The organism is Parasutterella muris (genome assembly GCF_009767915.1).
Lineage (GTDB): Bacteria > Pseudomonadota > Gammaproteobacteria > Burkholderiales > Burkholderiaceae_F > Parasutterella > Parasutterella muris.
Map to the genome: position 1 here is coordinate 1 of NZ_WSRP01000046.1, position 20,204 is coordinate 20,204.

Genomic DNA, 20,204 nt, shown 5'->3' on the forward strand with positions numbered 1-20,204 from the left:
CGACGCGGATGCCGAAATCCGATCGCTTTACAAAAGATTCTCCGAGTTGGAACAAGCCGGGAAACCCCTGCCTCAGGTACCGAAACTTTCAAAAGATCGCGGAAGCGAAAGATGATTAAGAGGAAAAACTATGAGTTCAGATGTTGAAAAAGATTTGTCGGTTCGACTTCAGCTGAACAAGGCACTGCAAAAGTACTTGGACCGCACTGATATCACTGAAATTGCAATCAACCGACCGGGAGAGGTTTGGCTTGAAACAAAAACAGGCTGGGAATGCCTGCGTGATGAAAACATGTCTTATAGGTATTTAGATGAACTGAGCAACATATGCGCCGTTTACGGCGGAGAAAATAAGGTTTTCGATTCCGCACATCCGATTCTTTCAGTGGAACTTCCGGACGGAGAAAGAGCCCAATTTGTGATGCCGCCCGCCTGTACCGCCGAAACGCTCAGCCTGACGGTAAGAAAAATTTCCAAAAACGTCATTGAACTCTCCGACTATGCAAACAGCGGCTTTTTTTCCAGAGTCCGTGCCAGTGGATCGGTCGATCCGGTCAGCGTGGAGCTGCACTCGCTTTTCGGGAAAATCCACAGCGGGAGCGACAACGAGAAAACCGAGGCGCGAACCAACTTTCTTCGCCGCTGTGTTGAAGCCGGGAAAAACATTGTGATAGCCGGCGGGACCGGCAGCGGAAAAACCACTTTCATGAAAGCCTTAATGCAGTACATCCCGGTTTCACAGCGCATCATCACAATTGAAGACGTTCCGGAACTTGTTTTCGGTTTACCAAAACACAAAAATTTAGTGAATTTATTCTATCCCTCAGAAGCGACGGAACAGTCAACGGTTACGGCTGCAAGTCTAATGAGGTCCTGCCTGAGAATGAAACCGGACAGGATTTTGCTTGCGGAGCTTCGCGGCGGCGAAACATACGATTTTTTGAACATTTGTCTATCCGGACATTCAGGCTCCATCACGAGCTGTCACGCAGGAAGCTGCGAACAGGTGTTTGATTATTTGGCGCTGAAAGTTCTGCAATCTCCGACCGGACGACAGCTTCCCTACGAGGTCATTCAATCACTGCTTCAGCAGGTGATCGATGTCGTCGTTCACGTTGCAAACGACCGTGTAGTTGGCAGGCACCTGACAGAAATTTTTTACAACGATCCCCTGCGAGACGAAAAATGAAATCTCAGCGTGCAGCGAAAATTGCATTCATTGTGTTGGCGGGCTGTCTCACGATCACGATGCTTTACATGCTGGCCAGCTTCATTCTGATGCGAATTTTCAATCTCCCGATTGAACAGTGCAGACCTTGGACGATCATCCAATATTGGATGGCGTATCGAGGTTCGAGCTCGAAATTCATTCGCATTGCTGTCAATGTGTGCTTTCTGCTTCCTCCCGTTTTACTGGTTTCGGGCGTGATATTTCTCATCGCTCAACGAAACAAACGACCGCTGCACGGAGCCGCCCGCTTTGCCAATGATGCAGAGGTGAAGAAGGCGGGTTTGATCGACCCGCCTAAGGGCCTCGAAAAAACTATTTTGGTCGGAAAATTCAAGAACCAATATTTGACATACGGGGGCTTTCAATTTGTTCTGTTGGCGGCTCCGACTCGAAGCGGTAAGGGCGTTGGTGTTGTCGTTCCGAACTGCCTGAATTACAGCGACAGTTTGGTTGTTCTTGACATCAAAGGTGAAAACTTTGACATCACTTCCGGATTCAGAAAGGCATGCGGACAGGAAGTTTTTCTTTTCTCTCCCTATGCTGAAGACGGAAAAACACATCGCTACAATCCTCTGGATTACATCAGCACTTCTCCGTCTGAACGGCTGGGTGACATTGATGCGATCGGGCAAGCCCTGTACGCCGGCGAAGGAAACAACGACAAGTTCTGGAGCGAAAATGCGAAGGACTTTTTCCGTGGCGTTTGTCTGTTCGTGCTTGAATCTCCGGAACTTCCCAACACACTGGGCGAAATCCTAAGACAAGCATCCGGAAAGGGCAAACCGGTAAAAGAACACCTTTTCGAGAAAATTCAGCAGGCTCAGGAAGCCGGAAGACCCTATTCGAGCAACTGCGTTGACGCCCTCAACCGAGTTCTCAGCAACTCGGAAAACACACTGGCCGGTATCGTTGCGACGTTCAACACAGCGCTGCTGTCGTTTCAAAATCCCAAGGTCGATCTCGCGACAAGCGCCTCGGATTTTGATTTGAGAGAGGTTCGGCGAAAACGAATGAGCATCTATTTCAAAATTGAGCCCACGAAGCTCAAGGATGCCAGGGTTTTGATCAATCTATTTTTTGATCAGCTTTTGAACCTGAACACGCGAACCCTCCCCTCTCAGGATAAAACCCTGAAGTATCAGTGCCTCGTTCTGTTGGACGAAATGACATCCATCGGCACTGTCAGCATGATCAAACAGGCTGTTTCGTACATGGCCGGCTATAACATGCGTCTTTTGACGATTATCCAAAACAAGTCACAGCTTGAAGACGTTTATGGAAAAGCCGGTGCCATCACTCTGCTTTCAAACCACGCGCTCATGATTATGTACGCGCCGAGCCCTGCAACTCAATCTGACGCCAACGAATACTCAGAAATGCTCGGCTTTCAGACGGTTAAAAGCAAATCTCGCTCCAGTGGCAAAGGCGGCGGTTCAACGAGTGAGTCTGATCAAAGACGAGCATTGATGCTTCCGCAGGAAATCCGCGAACTGGGTCAGGATAACGAAATCGTCACACTTGAAAATACGAAACCGATCTTCTGCAAAAAAATTAAGTACTACGAGGATCCTGTTTTCACTAAGCGAGCCAATTGGCAGGTTCCGGAAATTCCTTTCCGGGACGTTGATCTCTTTGTCGCCAAGCTCGAAGCGCGAATCAGAGCAGCCACTGAAAGCGAACTTTCAGATGCAAACATTTCTTCTTCAATCGTCACAGGTGACACTTCGCTTCCCGATGACATGAAGAATCTGCCTGATTCAGCCTGGAGTCAGGATCAAATTGAAGATTATGTGGAAAATCTCATGATCCGCAGCATTCCTCAGTCGATCTCAAATTTTGATGCGCTCAAAAATGTTCGCAGTTCCGTTGGGGAAAATCTGGGGACCCTTGAGAGAATGAACTCCGCTGCTCAGCAAACAGCCGCAGACAGCGAAACGAAAGAATCAGCACAAGAGCCAAAGAGTGAATCCAAAGCACCAAGCGATGATCTTTTGAGTGTTCTGGAAGATTGCGGACTCGATGAGGACGATGAGGAGAGTTCCGATCCGGTTGAAGAGACATCCGAAAAAGAGACTCGGACAGATGCCGATCAAATCTTGATTAATGCCGAGATCACCGCCAATACGGTTTCCACCGTCGAAAAAAACGAAGAAGGCTCAGAGGGGCAGCTCAACGTTCAGAGAACAGTAGAAGCCAATGTCAATGCCAGCATCGAAGCTGCCGACCGGAGCGAGGAAACGTGTGCAAGATTCGTGACGAGTCTGGTTGAGCAAATCAAGAAACAGCTTCACGACTCTCCGAGCTCAGCTGATACAACCGAGTCAGCTGATACATCCGAATCACCCGACACAACCGAGTCATCCGAGCCCCTCGGTCGAGTCGATTTTGCCAACATAAAAAAAATCAGAAATTCATATCGCAGAGCCGGAAAAAACCCGCTTTTCCGACCCTCTGTTTAGTCACTGCGGGATACGAGATTTACTATGGATTACAAACCGTTCAGCAACACCGTCGTCGTGTTCAAAGAGCCGACAGTCAACAAGATCGTTCCCAAGAGCGGTCAGCGCGCCGGAAAAGACACTTTCGTTGTCGAATTCAAGGCCTACCATCCGAGTTTTGAAAAAAAGCAGGACGGCTCATTTGAACGCAAGGATTCTGTTTTTTTCACCGTTCAACAGTTTTTCGGTTCTGAAAAAACAGCCAACACGCTTGCTCAGCATGTCAAGGAAGGCATGACGCTCGAAGTTCGCGGCGATTGCGTTGAGAAAAGTTTCCAAGGCAGGGACGGAGCTTCTAAAACAGAAAACATCATCACTGCTAAGGGGATCGCAGCCTCTTTGACGCAGCCGGGACTTTCTGTCAGCTACGAAAAACCCAAGGCTAAGTCTAAAGGCCAAGAGCGTTAAAAGGTTTCATTTGAGCCCAACCCCTCTTTTATGGAGGGAGGGCTCCTTCCCGGGGAAACACATGAGGACCACAACCACTGAAAACATCAAAATCATCATCAATGTTTTCATCAAAAAACTATGCGAAGAGCAAGCGGAAAAACGACTCAGCATGTCGGAGACAGAAGCCGCCGAGTTCGGAGTGTTTGATGAAACGGCGCTGGAAGAGCAGCAAAAGGATAAATTTTACGAATCCTTTGTCTTAAAGAGTTTTGCAAAAGTTCCTTCCGGAGGCGAGTATGAAGAAAGCCAGTAAAGGGAACAACAAATTTTTCAATGACTATGTCCAGAGCGTCGCAGAACTTTTCATTAACGAACTGGAAAAAAACAATGCTCCTTGGCAGAAATCATGGACGGCAGCTGAACTGCCTCAGAGCGCTGTTTCCGGACAGCCCTACAGAGGCGTCAATTTGCTTCATCTCATGGCTGCGCAAATGTCCAACGGGTTTTCAGACCCCCGCTGGATCACATTCAAGCAGGCTAAAGAGCTTGGAGGAAGCGTCAAAAAAGGTGAGCACGGCACCCAATGCATTTTCTGGAAAAAATTGCTGGTAGAAGGTCCGGAAAACAGCACTCAGGAAACGTCTTGCAAACAGACTGAAACCCGGCTGATCCCCTGTCCGTTCACAATTTTCAATGTGGAACAATGTGACGATCTGAAGCTGGAGCCGCTAGCTCCTCAGAATCGTGAATGGACGCCGATAGAAGCTGCTGAAAGGCTGCTCAAAGCCTCAAAGGCAACGATCCTAGAACAGGTCCAGGATCGCGCATTCTACAGCCCGACAGCAGATGTCATTGTTCTGCCCTCGCGCAAACAGTTTAAGAGCGCAGAGGGTTTCTACGACACGGCACTTCACGAACTTGGTCATTGGACAGGACACTCCAGCCGCCTAAACCGGGACATGAGCGGAGGATTCGGCAGCCAAAAATACGCAAGAGAGGAACTTCGGGCCGAGATTTCCTCCTTCATGGTTGGTTCCGCAATTGGTCTTGCGCACGACTGCTCCAGGCATTCCGGTTACGTTTCATCGTGGCTTCAAGCCCTGCGCAAGGACCCGAAAGAGATTTTCCGAGCCGCAGCAGATGCGGAAAAAATCAAGAGTTTCATTTTCGGGCTCGACAAAAATTTAAACCTTGCTGAAGAAACAAAGGAAAGCAGCAAACAACAGAAGACAAAAAACGATCTCTCTCAAATTGCACCGGAATTTTTAAAACTTTCTGAAGCAGAGAGAAAAGGCGTTGCAGCCAGAATTGCAGGGGCTTTGAACATCAGAGAACCTGTGAACGCCTATAGGATTCCCGGAAAAACACCGCAAAGAAAGGAACAGGAAAGATGAAATTATGGATTGCTGAAAAACCAAGCGTGGCTAAAGCGATTTGCGCCGAATTAGGGATTGTCAAAAAAGGAGCCGGTTTCAACGAATGCAAGGGAGGAAACGTTGTGACTTGGTGTTTTGGCCATTTGCTCGAACAGGCTGAACCGGATTTTTATACGGACGCAGACATTCCGGTCAATAAGAAAGGAAAAAAAATCTGGCGAATGAAAGACTTGCCGATTTTCCCGAAAATTTGGAAATTGAACGCGAAGAATGACAAGGGAGTCAAAGCTCAGCTCAAGATAATTAAAAGCCTTCTCTCAAAGGCAGACAGCGTTGTCAATTGCGGAGACCCGGATAGAGAAGGACAACTTCTTGTAGACGAGATTTTGGAGTTTTTTAAATATCGAAAATCAGTTCAGCGTTTCTGGGTGTCCGCACAAGACTCAGCCTCGATTCGCAAGGGCTTAGCCTCACTTCAGCCTAATGCCAAATTCAAAGGAATGAAACTTGCAGCGGAAGGCAGAAGCCGCGCCGATTGGCTTCTGGGAATGAATCTCACAAGGGCCCTTACTCTTGCGCATTCCACAAATCAGCAGAGACGGCTGATTGCTGTCGGTCGCGTCCAAACTCCGACACTGGCACTGGTTGCGCAAAGAGACGAACTTGTTAAAAATTTCAAGCCGGTGCCGTTCTACAACCTGCGCTCGCTGCTTTCCAGTGGTTCAGCATCGTTCACAGCAACTTGGAAACCGTCTGAAGGGCAAATCGGATTGGACAGTGAAAAGAGGCTGATCAGCAGCGAACAAGCGAAAAAACTTTTTAATGAACTCTCAAATGCTCAGAGTGCGACCGTACTGAAAGCTGAGAAGACGGCGAAAAAAACATCTCAGCCAAAATCATTCTCACTAGCGGACATCCAACTTGAGGCCAGCAACCGTTTTGGTTTCACAGCGCAGGAAACGCTTGACACTTGCCAGAGTCTTTATGAGGTTCACAAAATCGCGAGCTATCCGAGAAGCGACTGTCAGTTTCTTCCTGAATCTCAGCATTCTGACGCTGCATCCGTACTCTCTGCTATTGCAAAAACTGCTCCTCAGCTCGCAAGCCTGACTCAGAAGGCCAACCCAAACATAAAATCAGCGACTTGGAATGATCAGAAAATTACTGCGCATCACGGAATTATTCCAACCCAGCAATCTGCTGAATGGTCAAATCTTACCGAGAAAGAAAAGAAAATTTATGAACTGATTGCCCGAAGATATTTGGCTCAATTTTTCCCTGAGCATTCTTTCGACGCTTCTTCTATTAGCCTCAAAATCAAAAATGAGACATTTTCCGCAACCGGAAAAGTCACAACCGCTTCCGGCTGGAAAGTGGTCTACGGAGATTTTTCCGCCGAAGAGGAAAAAGAGGAAAGCAATCAAAGTCTGCCCGCTCTTCGGGTAGGCTCAGTGATCCCGGTGAAAAAGATCGAGATCGTTCAGGACAAAACAAAAGCACCGGCCAGCTTCACAGAGGGTTCGTTGATTGCGGCAATGGAGAAAATTCATAATGTCGTCGAAAATCCGGAACACAAAAAACTTTTAAAAGACGGTGACGGCATTGGAACTCCTGCAACACGGGCTGCAATTATCACAGAATTGAAAAATAAAGGCTATTTAGAGTCAAAGGGAAAGAAAATCCATGCAACTCAGGAGGGTGTTGCACTTCTTGATCTAGTGCCGGCACTGGTGAAAAATCCGGTTCTCACTGCGATTTTCGAGCGAAAACTGAAGGAAGTTGAAGCCGGAAAAACTGAACTTGAATCTTTTTTAGAAGCTCAGAAAAAGTTCATTCAGCAAGAGGTATCGAAGGCTAAAGCACTGCTGGAAGAGAAATCTGCAAAATGAAAGACAATCCTTTTCTTGACGATTTGTTTCCGGATGCGTTCCGAGCACGTAAAGGTCGAGTTGCCCGCTCATTTGAGCACGTTCCAAGTACCGCGGCTTTTCGCTTTTCTGCGCTTTCATCGCGAAAGAAAGCTGAAGGCGTGGCAAATAACCGGGCAGAGGTCATGCTGCGCATCGGAGCGGCCAATGTAAAAAGTTATTTGCATGTCATTAAGACAGCCGATTACGTTGCGCGTCACGGAAAAATTGAACTGCGAGATCAGGACGGTCAAGTTTTTTTTGATAAAGCCGCTTACCGGCAGAAACTGTATGACTGGAAAATTCTTTCTGCAATGGGTGACGGAGAATCAAAAAAGGGACACGTGCGCCGAATCATCCTTTCAATGCCGTCGGGAACGGATGTTGAGAAATTCAAGGCCGGCTGCAACGACTGGGCAAAAGAGATGCTGAGCGGCTTTGACTATTTGATCGCGTTTCACACCGCGGAAAATGATGAAAAAACAACTCAGCCGCACTGCCATATTCTCGTGCGCACGCTTAACAAGGAAGGAAAAAGATTCCATCTCGACAACGGAGAATTTCAGGCATTTCGTGAGCATTTTGCGAGTTGCTTAATTCGTCATGGGATTGAGGCAAATGCAACTCGTCGTTGGTCGAGAGGAAGGACGGAAAAAGCCGTTTCTCAGGCGGAGCATCATGTTTCAAAGAACCGCAGTTTGAGCAATGAAGATCGAGCCCGCATCTACGCCATGAGCAAAAAACGGGACCTGCTGCGACGACAGAAATCACGCATCGAAAATGTCGTCTCAGCAAGCCGCCGTGGAAAACCCATCGAAGACCACCCGTCAATTGTGAAAGCAAAAAAGACAAGGAAACGAGTCGCCGAACTTGTAAGCAATGCCGTTGAAGTTTTGAACTCTTCGGACGAAACCGACGATCGGATTCTGGCTGAGAAACTTTCCTCCAGATACAAGCATCTCGCTCCCGTCGAAAGCGCAGAACAGCGGATGCTTCGAGAGCTGAACGAAGCTAAGGCCAAAACAATTAAGCGAATGCAGGCAATGAAAAAACGCCAAAGGAAGGCCGATCCGATAAAATATAGATAGATTAAACATCTGACAAATTCTGGGCAATCTTCTATGAAGCAACATTTGAACGGGATCTATTGGAAGAGCAACTCTTTCAAGTTTGAGCTGCCGTACATTGGTGATACTTTGAAAAGTTGCTGTATTTTTCGAAAAAATATTGTTGAGATCACATGGAACTCAATGCGGTCCTTGGAAAATAACCCAACAACTCTCCCTCAAACCGCAACTATTCTGTCCGGGCAGTCGGTGGGAGGGATCAGTATCTTTGATCTAATGCAGGTTAAAAATTATGCGGACGGAGCCAAACTTCTCTTAGCGCTGCTTCAGCAGAAAAAATTTGATTTATCGACTTCCACTGCTTGTGCAATCCATAAGTTCGTAGGCAAAGAAGATGCGTTGGAGTGGGGAGTGATTCGTAATAAAGATGTCAGTCTGCACAATATTTCTTTCGTTCCACCAACTCAAAACTTAAGTAGAATTATCGAAGACGGACTCAAGTACCTAAAAACTGAGATTCATAACCCGGTAGAAAGGGCTATTGGCGTGTTTTTGTTTTTAGCAAGAAACCAGCCTTTTTACGATGCAAATAAACGAACTGCCTCTTTAATGATGAACGGTTCATTAATGAACGACGGATATTTTCCGATTACCGTTCTCAATAAAAACTCAGAACAGTTTCATGAAAAATTAGGGCAGTTTTATGAGTCCGGCAATGCCAATCCGATGTTTGAATTTTTTAGCATGACTATCAATGAGCTGTACACAAAAAAACAAAGGACAGACTTTCAAAAAAGAGACCCAGAAAAATAGGAACGGAGAATGAATAAGGCAGAAATTGAAAACTGGATAGAATTCATAGATACCCATCGAGGGGTCGAGCTTGAATCAATTGAGCTTTCACTGGAAGATTTTCTGAAAATTTTAAAAACCCTAAACGACCCATTTTGCACTGTGAACTCGGCTGCAAAGCATATGTGCCTCAGCTTGATTTGGCTTTACTCTGAGCAGAAGTTCCAGAAGAAAATGGGCATTTACAACGCTATTAAGCAAAACAACTTCAACCAAATATTGGAGGAATGTAAAAATGAACAAACAGGAATTAGTTGAAAAAGTCGCTGAAAAATCCGGAATCAGCAAAAGCCAGTCCGCTAAAACAATCAATGCTGTTTTAGAAACTATCACCGAAGAGCTGGTTAACGGAGGTTGCGTTAATCTCATCGGTTTCGGCAACTTCAAGGTCACCGATCGCAAATCTCGCCCAGGTCGTAATCCAACAACAGGAGAAGTCATTGAGATTCCTGCTGCAAAAGTACCGCGCTTCACGCCCGGAAAAGCGCTCAAAGACTCTGTCAAAAAATAACAATGTCAGGCCCAATTAGGGCTTGTACCTTGCAGGTTGTCACGTGCAGATCAAAACGACAATGATCTGCAATTTTTTTCTCATATCGTTTGAATGAGCAAATTGGAAGTAGTGTTAAAAAATCGGAAAAATTCGTTTTTAGATGAAATATCTCCAAAAAATATGGTACCTTTCATGGTTCTTGTTTTTATTAAAATTTATAACTAATTGATTTGTAAATAGTATAAACTCTCTCCTTCTCCGCCAACCTTCTCATTATTTTCCCCAGCCTTATTAGCTATCGTTGAATATCTGTAATCCCAATCACAACGGGCGTTTCCCTGTTGCCCTACATCATTGGATTTTATTAGTATTCATTGAATTCGCATTATTGAATTTGCGTTGCTTAGATACAAAAACTACTTCACTTTGAAGCTAAGGGCATTGTTCTTTGGATTTGCTGATTGAGTTGCTTAGAGCGTTAGGGTAGAAAGTTTTTTGAGGGAAAATGCGGTTGAATGCTTTACATGCGCCATAGCATAATCCCATAGATAATCTCTCTGCAGAACCTCATAATGCCTTTAGTTCGTTTGAAGACTTCTCTTGTCTGTTCATCAATCCTGTTTTTCAGTTTTGTGACGGTGCAGACTTGTTTAGCTCAGCCTGTATCGCAAAATACACAGGCAGCAGAGATCGTAAGAATTGGCGTTGTACAGCTCGAAGACCCATATTTTTACTTGGATTCTTTCGGTCCGACAATGGCTTTTTTAAGACAAAAGCATCCGGAAATTGTTTTTGAAAGCGAAGAAATTCCGATGGATATTCCAACTGCTGAACTGAGCCGGAAGAATTTTGATTTTTTAATCTCTCCGAGCGGTTTCTATGCGGCGCATAGCTTCTCTGCCGGCCTGAGACAAATCGTGACAAGAAAGCCTGATTCCTCAAGAGATCCCTCTTACTCAGTCGGTTCGTTATTTGTAGTAAGGAATAATTTTGAAGGCGAGAGCCTGGCTTCATTAAAGGGTAAAAGGGCAGTTGCTTATGAGAGTAATTCCCTTGCGGGCTGGCTTAGTGCGATTGCCGAAATAATTAAAGAGGGTTTTGATCATAATCAATTTTTCTCGTCTGTTGTTTTTACCAATTACGGTACGCCTTCTCCCATTAATTATTTACTGAGTGGTCGAGCTGATGTAGCAATACTTCCGACCTGTGAGTATGAAAGATTTCTGTTGTCTCGAAATACAGTCCCGGATGATTTCAAAGTTATCGGATCAAAAGAATCCAGCCTAAGCTGCCAAACCTCCACAGCTCTTTATCCGGATGTGGTTTTTTCGTCATTTCCAAGCGCAAAACCGGAATTAGTCAGGCTGATAACTGTTTCACTGCTTACTAATCCGTCTGGAATGATCAAAGCCAGCTGGAGTATTGCTAACGATTTTTTGGCAGTCAATAGGCTTTTTCAAACTTTAAATATCGGGCCTTATGCTAAACAAGAGATTTCTCTTCTCTCCCTATATGAGCGTTTTAAGCGTGAGATTTTTTTAGCCATTCTGCTTCTGGCTGGTATGTTGTTCCACATTTTGCGAGTCAATCAGCTCGTGCTGAAGCGTACTTCAGAATTAAGGATGGCGATTGCCCAAAGAGACGCTGTTGCTCAAGTGGCAAGGAGTCGTTTAAAGCGATTAAATTACATTGAAAAGAAAGGGATGGTTTCGCAGCTGTCTTCAATAATTGCACATGAATTAAAGCAGCCGTTATCGTCAGTATCAAATTATTCAGCAGGGTTGATCAAATATTTATCTAAAACCGGCAGTAATGATGATAATTTACGCGAGGGCTTATCAGAGATTCACAGGGGAATTAAGAAGGCAGCTTCTATTGTTGATAAGGTCCGAAGTTACTCAAAATACGGGGCATACGGAACGGTTGGAATTGTATCTTTGTCAGAAATAACAGAGAAGGCTCTTTCCTCGATTGAGGCTTATGTAGCCGGGAACTCACCTATTACATGCAAGTTGGAAGGATCTACTTTCATAGAAGCAGATCCTTTGGAATTGGAGTTATTAGTATTTAATGTGCTGAAAAACGCATTAGAAGCGATAGAACCAATGGGCAAAGAGGGCAGGATCTTTTGTAAGGTTTTTTCTTCTCAGCATAGGGTAGTACTTCAAGTCGATGACAACGGTCCCAAAATTAAAAAAGAAAAACTGGAAAGTATGCGAAAAGCCTTACAAGAATCCATAAAAGCGGAAGGTTTGGGTTTAGGGCTGACGATAATCTTAGGGATTAGTGAAAAATATGACGGAGCTGTGGAGTTTGAACAGCGCGAGCCGCAGGGAATCAGAGTAACAGTCTCATTTCAAAAAAAGGGAATAAATGATTAAGCCACACAAAAACTTGTCGCCGTTCGTAAGGTTAGTAGACGATGATGAAATGGTTTTAAGAAGTGAGAGTTTCTTACTGAGGATGGACGGCTGGCAGACGGTCGAATACTCGTCTGCGGAAGACTTCCTTGCGTATGACGACACACAAAGACCAGGATGTGTTGTCCTCGATATAAGAATGCCGGGGATAAATGGAATAGAACTCCAGAGGATTATGAAGGAAAAGGGTTTTGATCTGCCAATCATTTTCCTGACAGGGCACGGCGATATTGATATGGCAGTCTCATCATTAAAGAACGGGGCAACGGATTTTTTAGTAAAGCCCGCAGATGAAGAAAAACTACTTCAAGCTGTTCGAAAAGCAGTGGAATCTAATATTGCATTTAGGAAGAGAAAACTTGCAATAGATGAGAGGAAGCTAATTTTTAATGGCCTGACAGAAGGAGAAAAACTGATCGCTCCTTTAGTGGCAAGCGGCGTTGCAAATAAAGTTATCGCCATAGATATGCAAATCTCGGAGAATGCGGTCAAAAAAAGAAGAGCTTCGCTTATGGAAAAACTCAATACGAAAACGATTGTTGAGTTGACAGATTTCCTTAGGGATATAAATGTAATGGTAGGAAGGCAAAGTGATAGCTAGACGAAAATTCTTATATTCGGTTGGAGCGGCCACTTTGGGAGGAGTGATTTTAACTGCCGCTTACAATCGCTCAAAGGATTTTGAAGAGTCTGCGGATATTGTTGTTGTAGGTGGCGGAGGGGCAGGAGTTGCTGCGGCGGCAAGAGCGTCAGAACTCTTTAAGGGGAGGATCGTTCTTCTCGAAAAGAGAGCCGAGATCGGAGGGAATACTCTCATAAGCGGCGGATTTTTAGGAGTTGTTGACCCTAAACGCCAGATCCCCTTGGGAATAGAAGATTCTGAAGAAAAGCATTTTAAAGATATATTTGAAAACGGGGATCGCTCCGGCAACATTGAACTTATTCACCAACTAGTTTCAAATGCTCCTCGAATGCTGGAGTGGATAGAAAGACAGGGAGTTCAATTTCAGAATTCAGTGATCGAAATTTATGGTTCTCATTTTCCTCGATGCCATCTGCCTAAATCGCCGAACGGGCGTGAGTATATTTCTGTCTTGAGTCAAAAAGCACTGCAAAGGGGAGTAGAAATTAGGACTAATAGTCCGGTAATAAAGCTACTGACCGATAACAATGGCACGGTTACGGGAGCCGAGTACGAGACAGAGGGCAAGATAAGGAAAATTAGGACTCGCAGGGGTGTTATTTTAACGAGCGGAGGATTCGCTTCTAATCCGAAACTCGTAGAAGAGTTTGATCCTCGACTCGTTGCGCTGACGAGCAATAGTTTAAACGGCTCATCTGGAGAAATGCTTTTAGAAGCACAAAGAATAGGGGCCGAGCTCATTGACATGGATAGTATTCAATGTTTGCCGGGGAAATATTCTGGCGGAAAGATAAGAGTTAGATTTCATAATGATGTATCAAGATTTATTTTGATCAATGCATTAGGTGAGCGATTTGTCGACGAGTCTCAACGACGAGATTTTATTAAAGAAGCCGTGTTGGCTCAGCCCAAATCACTTTTCTTCGCAATTATTGACAATGATGGTTTCGAAAGCTACGACCTACTCATGAGGCGTGATGCCGTAAGAGGTATAGAAACCGGAGACGCCTTTTGTTCGGACACATTGGAAGGACTTGCCGAAAAAATAGGTGTACCACCAAAAGCTTTGGTGAAAACGGTTAATCAATATAACGAAAGGGTCTTTGAAAAGGGAAATGGAAACACCGGCTTCCCAATAGTTCAACCTCCTTTTTGGGCAGCTAAATCCGGAATGTCTATTCACTACACAATGGGTGGGATACGAATTAATAAGTTTGCCCAATGTGTTACTACAAGCGGAAAAATAATCAAGGGTTTGTATGCCGCAGGAGAATGCACCGGGGGTATCCATGGGAAAAACAGAATTGGCGGCAATGGTATCTGTGATGCACTGACCTTCGGAATGATTGCCGGAGAATCTATTGCATGCATAATTTAAGGAAAAAATCAATACACCATTAGACCTCTTCTATAAAAAACATCTTGAATAAACTCTTTTCATGACGATTAGTCATACAAGGAGAAAATGATGAGTAAATTATCTAGAAGAAGTTTTTTAGGTGGAGCTGCAACAAGTGCAGCCGGTCTTTTAACCTCCATTGCACTACCGTCTGCAGCACACGCTTCCGACGATATTCCCGCAAAATGGGATCAAACCGTTGATCTCTTGGTGATTGGCGCTGGCGGAGCCGGTTTGGCAACTGCAGTTTCTGCTGCACAAAACGGTGTAAAAAACATCCTTATATTGGAGAAAATGCCGTTTGTAGGTGGCAATACTTCCGTCTCCGGTGGAGGATTTAACTCCGTTGATCCTGTACGTCAAGGAAAACAAAAGATCAAAGATAGTCCTGAATTACATGCTGAGCAAACGCTTGGTGGCGGTGACGGAAGAGGCAATCCTGAACTTGTTAAGACCATGACAGCAAATTCCTATGATGCAGTCAAATGGCTTCAGGACATGGGTATGAAATTCAAAGATGACGTATATCAAATATACGGAGGTCTCTATCCCCGTTGTCATGCTCCTTTCGGTTCTCTTGGCAGCGACTATATCAAAGTGCTTAAACCTCAATGCGATAAAGAAGGAGTTCAGATCCTTACGAATTCTCGTGTTGTAAGACTTTTCCGTGAAAAACAGCTCTCCGGTAAAGTTCTGGGTGCGGAATATGTCGATAAAGACGGCAACCACAAGACAGTTAAGGCTAATCGCGCAGTTGTAGTGGCAACCGGCGGATTTGGCGCTAATCCTGAAATGCGCGCCAAATATGATCCGCGTATGCGCAATTTAACTACTACCAATCTTCCGTGCTCAACCGGAGATTTAATCCCGTTGATGCAAGATATCGGAGCTGATACGGTTGGCATGGACTTTATCCAATGCAACCCGGGCTGCCCTCCGGGAAGAAAGCAGCGCATCATTCTGCACTTATACGCCAAGAACTTTATTTTGGTCGGCCCTGACGGTAAGCGCTTCATTAGAGAAGATGAGAGAAGAGATAACATCCGCGATGCCGTTTTAGGTTTACCTAAGCAGACTGGCTACGCCATTGTTGACTCCAGAGGATTTGGAGATTTGAATCCGGGTCACCAGGATATGGCTAAGAAAGGGTTGGAAACAGGCGACGCTTGGACAGATGACACTATTGAAGGTCTGGCAAAGAAGATGGGGATTGATCCGAAAGCTCTTAGAGCAACGATCGATGAATTCAATGCCGGTGTTGATGCCAAGGCCGATAAACTTGGCAAGGCTCCGCGTAATTTGACAAAGATTGAAAAGGCTCCTTTCTGGGCCGGTTATTCTGGAATGAGCGTTCACCATACGATGGGCGGCGTTGTCATCAATCCGAAGAGCCAGGTTATCGACCGATACAATAAACCGATCGAAGGACTATACGCTGTCGGTGAGGTTACAGGCGGGATTCATGGAACGAATAGACTTGGCGGCAATGCTATTTGCGATATCTTCACATTCGGAAGACTTTGCGGAATTCACGTTTCCAAGCTGTAATCAAATTATCTTTGCATAAGTAGTAAGTAAAGCCCGTGGGATCCTCCTGCGGGCTTTGTTTCATGTGCATGGTATAGACACGCCCTATCCTGAAAGTGACTTAAGGCGATTTTTCCCGAATGAACTATTTAGCGGCAAGCGTTCGAACGCTTGAGAACTCCATTAGAAAGCTTGAGAGGGGAGTGTCTCGAATTTTGTGTCTGCCCTAAATCCAGGAGTCTGATCTATGGGAAGCCCTAATTTTCTGTGCATCTTCAGAAAACCAACCGCTAATTTATCCTTGTCGATTAAAGGATCCGTCTGAGTTGCCACAAGGTAATCAAATTGTTCTATCCCTTTATAAGACAAGGCATCTCGGATCGTTGCTCTGGTTGGATAAGACAACTTCTCGTAATAGTTATTGCAGATGAATGACAGGTCATATAAATCACGTATTTTGTCGAGGCCCTGATGGGCAATTGCTTTCGTTCTCGCAAGCGCATCGATCGTGTACACATTGATTCCATTAATTTTCGTCCAGTCCTTCGAAGCCTCGCTGAGATCAATGTTCCTATTTCTGTAGAAGACTTCAATTGTTAGCGGATGAAGAGGCTTCCCATAATCCATAAGGCGCTGCTTCATTGCGGTCGTATCTTTTAGGATTCGAAATTCAATGTCGTTCTGCATGGAGAAACGCCGGACAATCTCTGTGATGTTCTGCTTTCTGCCGTCTAAAATAATGTCCTCGGAAAAACGATCCAAGCCATAGCAAATCGATAAAGCGGTCTCTCCCTTTAAAACAAATTGATCTGTCTGCTTGTTAAGAAGCAAAAGGAAGCTATCAATAAGCTTTCCGTGAAGTAATTGCCAGTTATCTGGTTCATTGTTCATTTTCGTGGTTCTGTAAAAATCTCAGCCACGCAACGCCGTATTCTTTACCGATGAACCCTTTAATTTTTTCCCACATGTGAGACGTTCTAAGCAGCAGTAATTTAGAAAAAACTTCTTCTGTATATTTATTGTTGCAGATGAAGTCCTTGTTCATGCCTTGAGCGTAACCGAAATTGCCTTCGGAGACGAGATCGAGTAATGCTCTAATATGGTTCGATCTTGTACGTACCCGGATGATTTGGCACGAAGCTATTGTCTTCAATGCCGTAAATTCCGAAAACAGAATCATCCGACTCCCTAATCGTTAAATTTTCCACTGTATTCCCGTTTGATGCCAGTCACCGCAAGTCTCTAAACTGCACCTCAGATTCAATGCATGTATGCCTGTGATGTATTTCATGATTTTTCCTGTTCGCTTATCCGAGATGAGAATTATCCTAATCGTGGGCAGTTGTCTATACGGGGAAATATTTTTAGATTTCTTTGTAGATTTTTCCCTAATTATCTCCCTTGTTCAAAGAAAAACCAAAAGGTAAGAAAGTCACACGAAACTCCAAATCCAACTTTCTGGTGCAATGCTTGATATTGAGCTGTGGTTAATCATCGTTTAGCAATGATTATTTCATTTACATCAATGGCGAGAAATTGGTTTGAATAAAAATGAATCGATCAAAAAATGGTTAGGTCGTGTTTTCATGGCTTAGTTTTCTTGTAAAACGTAATAGGGATGAAAATTAAGAAAAGTCTTCAAGAGAAAGTGGGCTTGCAGAGTGTCCACGCTGTAGATAATTTCCAAAATTCCACACTATAAGATCGGGTTAAATTTCAACGGGTGTTTTTTGCCTGATTGAATTTGAAGTATCAAGAAACGCAAGAATTCTGATAGGTGTCAAAGAAGAAAATAGTGGAGAGTTTCTGAGAAAACCGTCGGAAGCCCCGTTATGAGGCTTCCTGCGTTAGTTAAAAACGAAGCTGACAGCTAGCGGAGCCAATTGTCAGCGACCGTCGAAATAATTAACACTAGCAGTGCTAGAGGCATGTATGATTACGGCTCGATTGTTAGACAAGTTGAGCCGTTGTCGTTTTACGGGGCCGGAATGGATTCCCGTACCGCCTTTCAAGCTTTTTAAGAAAAAAGAAATTCCCCGCGAGAATCCTTTACAAGCAACGTTCACTCTGTTTTAAACAATCGAAGGAATCACTAGGGGATAGGCTGATGCTGCCTTTCCGTTCTCAAAGGGACGGCGATGTATCACGTTTAAATCGCGCTCGACTATCGACAGAAGACGAGCAGGCAGGATTTTCAAGAAAGAGTCTCAGCGTGCAGATATTTTTAAATCTGCCGGGCCTGAATTAGGTGTCGACAGGTAAAAGAACAGACATTTGTCCGGTTGACTCAGGATTCAGTCTGCATTCTGCTTTTTCAAAAAAAAACAGCGCTTAAGCTATGAACTTAGGCGCTGTGTCGTATCAGCTTGCGAGTTGTTTATTAGGCCAAAATCTTATTTACAAGGTTGACGAGCAGCTGAGAAGCCTGTGGAAGAATCTCAACGTTAAAGTTCATATTTCTGTCATGCAGACCGGGAGCCGCACCGCTTCCAATGCCATAGTACAAAACTCGAAGCTCGGGCTTAGCTTTTTTGTAGAAATGAAAATCTTCGCCGCCCCCGCCGCAGTTGGCGTGCAGCGCATCCTTTCCGATTGTTTCAGTAACCGTTTCTCTGAAAAGTTCGTTCAGCGCCGCATCGTACTCGGGACCCGGACAGTATTCCGTAACCTCACAGGATGCTTTGGCGCCGAAACTTCCTTCCAGACTTGCTGCCGCAAGCTTCATTCTCTCAATAATAGCTTCGAGAGCGGCATTGTCCTGAGCACGAAGGTCATAGGCGATTCTTACAAAGCTCGGAATAGAGTTCGTTGCTCCGACTTCGGAGAAGATCTGTGTCGGCTTAACTGACCAGGACTTGTTCGGATCGATCTTGATGAGAGCGATAGAGGCAATGTACTGAGAGGCGGCTTCGATCGGGTTGATGCCGAGGTGCGGTCTGGCGGCGTGAGCCTGCTTCCCGTCAATTCGAACTTCAACCGTTGCGCAGGCAACATGGTTGACAGATGCGCAGTACTTGCCGAAAGGCAGATCCTGAACGGGGCGGATGTGGGAGCCGACAGCGATATCGACACCTTCTAAGGCACCGTCTTTAATCATCGCTAACGCGCCTTGGAGGCTTTCTTCAGCAGGCTGAAATACCAGTCTGACTGTGCCTTTTTTTAGAGAGCTTCTGATTTCGGGAGCTGCAGCAAGAAGGATCGCCGCATGAGCGTCGTGTCCGCAGGCGTGAATGGCTTCAATTTTTTCCGGATCATTGGGATCGGTATAGGGCAGAGCGTCAATATCGGCTCGGAGCATGACAACCGGGCCCTCATTGCCGCTGCTGATATCAATAATCAGACCATGGCCGCCTACGCCGGAGCGAACGGCAAATCCCATATCTTCAAGTTTGTGTTGAATATATTGCGCAGTTTTAATTTCCTCTCCGGACAGCTCAGCAAGCTGGTGCAGTTCTGTCCTGTACTGAATAGCTTCTTGGAATGACATAGATAGAAAAACAGGTGGCGACCGGCCGGTCTCTGTGCGAGCCTAATCCTCCGATCGTTAGATGCCTCGAGAAGAGGTAGGCTGATTTTAGGGTAGAGAGCTCTGTTTGACAATACTCTTTAGTAATAATTACAAGCAGCGCATCGCGGATATTTAATAAGTGATTTTTTTTATCGGCGACAAAATTTCTGACCCACTTCGTAAAAGTAAGAAGCTTTGTTTTTATCTTCCAGCGATTTTGTATCCGTTGGTCAGAATAAATACATGATTTCCGACTCTAACTTCTATGCACTGGGATAGCGGTGCTGTCATGGTGGATATCGTATGGAGGAAACGGAATTTTGTGACAAACAAAGGAAACAGTTTGAGCCAGTGGATCTAAAACCGAAGTCTGCCAGGGCGGTTACTTTGCCGCAGCACATAGGAAAGCCTCTGCTCAGATTTTCTTTACGTGTAAATAAAACGGCTTTTTGATTAGCGGGCTAAATGCGGGAAGGCGCCAAGACTTGGGTGTCTGCCCGCTGTCGTTTTTGAGCAGAACGCAAAATTTTTCTGAGCACATTGACTATTCGAAGGAAAAGGTCGTGAGAGACCTAGGCAAAACGCGCAAAGTTTTTGCAAAGATGGCAAAGTGTATTTGTGAGATATGCGTGGAGTTTTCTCTGACAAAGATGAAAAATAGTCGTGTCGGCAACGACTGCTGAGAAGATGCAAAAGCGGAATTGAGGCATGACGACAGCCGGCAAAACGTTTCAAATTTGTTCCGGTTATTCCATCTGCTGCGACACCGAATACGCCAATTGAAGTTAGTTTTGAGAGAACTGATTTTGAAACATCTGTCATTTCCTGAAATCGGTTGACTACTTGATGTTGTTAAACCTAGTTAAAGTTTACTGTTTAAAGAGTAATCCCTG

Annotated in this window: 16 protein-coding genes; 14 read left to right on the forward strand and 2 right to left on the reverse strand. The window is 45.0% G+C overall.

The window, feature by feature from the left end; genetic code table 11:
• Nucleotides 1-130: 130 nt before the first annotated feature.
• From virB11 to E5987_RS11405, 14 genes are all read left to right on the forward strand, one after another.
• Nucleotides 131-1,189: a P-type DNA transfer ATPase VirB11 gene (virB11, locus tag E5987_RS11340; protein ID WP_160336193.1), complete on the forward strand. Its 1,059-nt coding sequence runs from the start codon at nt 131-133 to the stop codon at nt 1,187-1,189.
• A complete protein-coding gene (locus tag E5987_RS11345; protein WP_237178824.1) occupies nt 1,186-3,690 on the forward strand; it encodes a type IV secretory system conjugative DNA transfer family protein in 2,505 nt (834 codons plus the stop codon). Before virB11 ends, E5987_RS11345 begins: the two co-directional genes overlap by 4 nt.
• Nucleotides 3,691-3,714: 24 nt before the next feature.
• Nucleotides 3,715-4,137, forward strand: coding sequence for a hypothetical protein (locus E5987_RS11350; protein ID WP_160336194.1), 423 nt, complete (start codon nt 3,715-3,717; stop codon nt 4,135-4,137).
• Nucleotides 4,138-4,198: 61 nt separating this feature from the next.
• The gene (locus E5987_RS11355) at nt 4,199-4,432 is read left to right on the forward strand and encodes a hypothetical protein (RefSeq protein ID WP_160336195.1); all 234 of its coding nucleotides are present in this window, start codon (nt 4,199-4,201) and stop codon (nt 4,430-4,432) included.
• On the forward strand, nt 4,416-5,513 hold the full coding sequence (locus tag E5987_RS11360; RefSeq protein ID WP_160336196.1) for an ArdC family protein: 1,098 nt from the start codon (nt 4,416-4,418) through the stop codon (nt 5,511-5,513). Before E5987_RS11355 ends, E5987_RS11360 begins: the two co-directional genes overlap by 17 nt.
• Entirely contained in the window at nt 5,510-7,384 is a 1,875-nt protein-coding gene (locus tag E5987_RS11365; protein ID WP_160336197.1) for a DNA topoisomerase 3, read from the forward strand. The genes E5987_RS11360 and E5987_RS11365 overlap by 4 nt, the downstream gene beginning before the upstream one ends.
• Nucleotides 7,381-8,490 (forward strand): relaxase/mobilization nuclease domain-containing protein, encoded by a 1,110-nt coding sequence (locus tag E5987_RS11370; protein ID WP_160336198.1) that lies wholly within the window; start codon nt 7,381-7,383, stop codon nt 8,488-8,490. The genes E5987_RS11365 and E5987_RS11370 overlap by 4 nt, the downstream gene beginning before the upstream one ends.
• A gap of 33 nt (nt 8,491-8,523) precedes the next feature.
• The gene (locus E5987_RS11375; RefSeq protein WP_160336199.1) at nt 8,524-9,282 is read left to right on the forward strand and encodes a Fic family protein; all 759 of its coding nucleotides are present in this window, start codon (nt 8,524-8,526) and stop codon (nt 9,280-9,282) included.
• 9 nt (nt 9,283-9,291) lie between these two features.
• Nucleotides 9,292-9,579, forward strand: a complete 288-nt coding sequence (locus tag E5987_RS11380; RefSeq protein ID WP_160336200.1) for a hypothetical protein — start codon at nt 9,292-9,294, stop codon at nt 9,577-9,579.
• Nucleotides 9,557-9,832, forward strand: a complete 276-nt coding sequence (locus E5987_RS11385; RefSeq protein WP_160336201.1) for an HU family DNA-binding protein — start codon at nt 9,557-9,559, stop codon at nt 9,830-9,832. The genes E5987_RS11380 and E5987_RS11385 overlap by 23 nt, the downstream gene beginning before the upstream one ends.
• A gap of 554 nt (nt 9,833-10,386) precedes the next feature.
• The gene (locus E5987_RS11390) at nt 10,387-12,195 is read left to right on the forward strand and encodes a sensor histidine kinase (RefSeq protein ID WP_160336202.1); all 1,809 of its coding nucleotides are present in this window, start codon (nt 10,387-10,389) and stop codon (nt 12,193-12,195) included.
• Nucleotides 12,188-12,835, forward strand: a complete 648-nt coding sequence (locus tag E5987_RS11395; protein WP_160336203.1) for a response regulator transcription factor — start codon at nt 12,188-12,190, stop codon at nt 12,833-12,835. Before E5987_RS11390 ends, E5987_RS11395 begins: the two co-directional genes overlap by 8 nt.
• 43 nt (nt 12,836-12,878) lie before the next feature.
• A complete protein-coding gene (locus tag E5987_RS11400) occupies nt 12,879-14,255 on the forward strand; it encodes an FAD-dependent oxidoreductase (protein WP_160336204.1) in 1,377 nt (458 codons plus the stop codon).
• Between the two features lie 90 nt (nt 14,256-14,345).
• Complete coding sequence (locus E5987_RS11405) at nt 14,346-15,824, forward strand: flavocytochrome c (RefSeq protein ID WP_160336205.1); 1,479 nt, start codon at nt 14,346-14,348, stop codon at nt 15,822-15,824.
• Between the two features lie 162 nt (nt 15,825-15,986).
• On the opposite strand, the gene E5987_RS11410 is transcribed toward E5987_RS11405, so the two are convergent.
• Together E5987_RS11410 and E5987_RS11415 are read right to left on the reverse strand one after the other, a co-directional pair.
• Nucleotides 15,987-16,694: a nucleotidyl transferase AbiEii/AbiGii toxin family protein gene (locus E5987_RS11410; RefSeq protein ID WP_160336206.1), complete on the reverse strand. Its 708-nt coding sequence runs from the start codon at nt 16,692-16,694 to the stop codon at nt 15,987-15,989.
• Nucleotides 16,695-18,183: 1,489 nt separating this feature from the next.
• The gene (locus E5987_RS11415; RefSeq protein ID WP_160336207.1) at nt 18,184-19,290 is read right to left on the reverse strand and encodes an amidohydrolase; all 1,107 of its coding nucleotides are present in this window, start codon (nt 19,288-19,290) and stop codon (nt 18,184-18,186) included.
• Nucleotides 19,291-20,204 lie beyond the last annotated feature (914 nt).